The organism is Nonomuraea sp. NPDC049141, assembly GCF_040648415.1.
Classification (GTDB): domain Bacteria; phylum Actinomycetota; class Actinomycetes; order Streptosporangiales; family Streptosporangiaceae; genus Nonomuraea.
The window spans coordinates 1-1,354 of record NZ_JBEZDR010000232.1 but is presented as its reverse complement, the minus strand read 5'-3'; the positions used below and the strand labels follow the sequence as shown (position 1 = coordinate 1,354).

The window sequence follows — 1,354 nt, the reverse complement described above, 5'->3', positions numbered from 1 at the left end:
GGTGCCGTACAGCCACGCCTCGAAGAGGTCGTCGAGCTGCTCACCCGAGACCCGCTCGGCCAACGCGACGAACTCGGCCGTGGTCGCGTTCGCGTCGCGCTTCTGCGCCGCCCAGGTCTTCAGGATCTCGAAGAACGCCTTGTCGCCGACGGCCACCCGCAGCGCGTGCACGGTCATCCCGCCGCGCTGGTAGACCGACTCGCTGAACAGGTTCTCCGCCCCCGGCTCGCCCGGCGGCGTACGCCACACCTGGCCGGACGAGCCGGCGTAGCGGACGTCGAACGCCTGCTGGGCGGTACGCCCGCCGTCGTGCTCGGCCCACAGCCACTCCGCGTACGTGGCCAGGCCCTCGTTGAGCCAGATGTCCTGCCACTTCGCCAGCGACACGCTGTTGCCGAACCACTGGTGCGCCAGCTCGTGGGCCACCACGCCGGTGTTCTCGCCCCGGGAGAAGAAGCTCGCGCCGTAGACCGGGCGGCTCTGCGTCTCCAGCGCGTACCGGATCCGGTCGTCGGCGACCACGACGCCGCCGTACGCCCCGACCGGGTACGGCCCGAACACGCTCTCCAGGTAGTCGGCCACCTCGACCGTGCCGGCGATCGACCGGTCCGCCGCGCCCTTCGGCAGGTCCGTGGTGACCGCGTGGAACACCGGCCGTCCCTTGTGCTCGCCCTCGGTGATCCGGAACCTGCCGATGACCACGGTGCTCAGGTAGCTCGCCATCGGGCTGCGCTCGGCCCACTTCCAGGTGGTCCAGCCGCCGGTCGTGCTCTTCCCCGCCGGCACGCCGTTGCTGACCGCCGTCAACCCCTCCGGCACGGTGATCTCGATGTCGTACGTGGCCTTGTCCGAGGGGTGGTCGTTGACCGGGAACCACGTGCTCGCCGACTCGGGCTGCCCGAGGGCGATGGCCCCGTCCTCGGTGTGCAGGAAGCCACCGACGCCGAGTGCCTCGTTGCGCAGCGGCTCCGGCTCGCCCTCGTACACGATCTCGGCGACGAAGCCGTTGCCGGCGATCAGGCCGCGGGCCGGCGTGACGACCAGCTCGTCGCCCTTGCGGCCGTGCTTCGCCGGGGCCCCGTCCACCGTCACGGACCGCACGGTCAGCCCGGCCAGGTCCAGGTTGAACGCGGACAGGTCACTGGTCGCCGCCGCCTGCACGGTGGTGGTTCCGCTCAGGCGGTCCTCCGCCGGGTCGTAGCGCACCTTGACGGTGTAGCGGCTGACGTCGTACCCGCCGTTGCCGTAGGTCGGGAAGTACTCGTCGCCGGAGCCGGCCGCCCCTGGGCTGAACTGACGCGACGCGCCCGGCGAGGCGGCGGCCGGGGTCGGTGCCGGGGTCGGCTCGTCGGCC

At 72.2% G+C, this 1,354-nt stretch carries 1 protein-coding gene; it reads right to left on the bottom strand.

Translation table 11 applies throughout. The features are described 5' to 3' along the window. Nucleotides 1-1,354, bottom strand: a 1,354-nt coding sequence (locus AB0B91_RS66105; RefSeq protein ID WP_358343258.1) for a M1 family metallopeptidase, incomplete at both ends; no start/stop codon positions are given.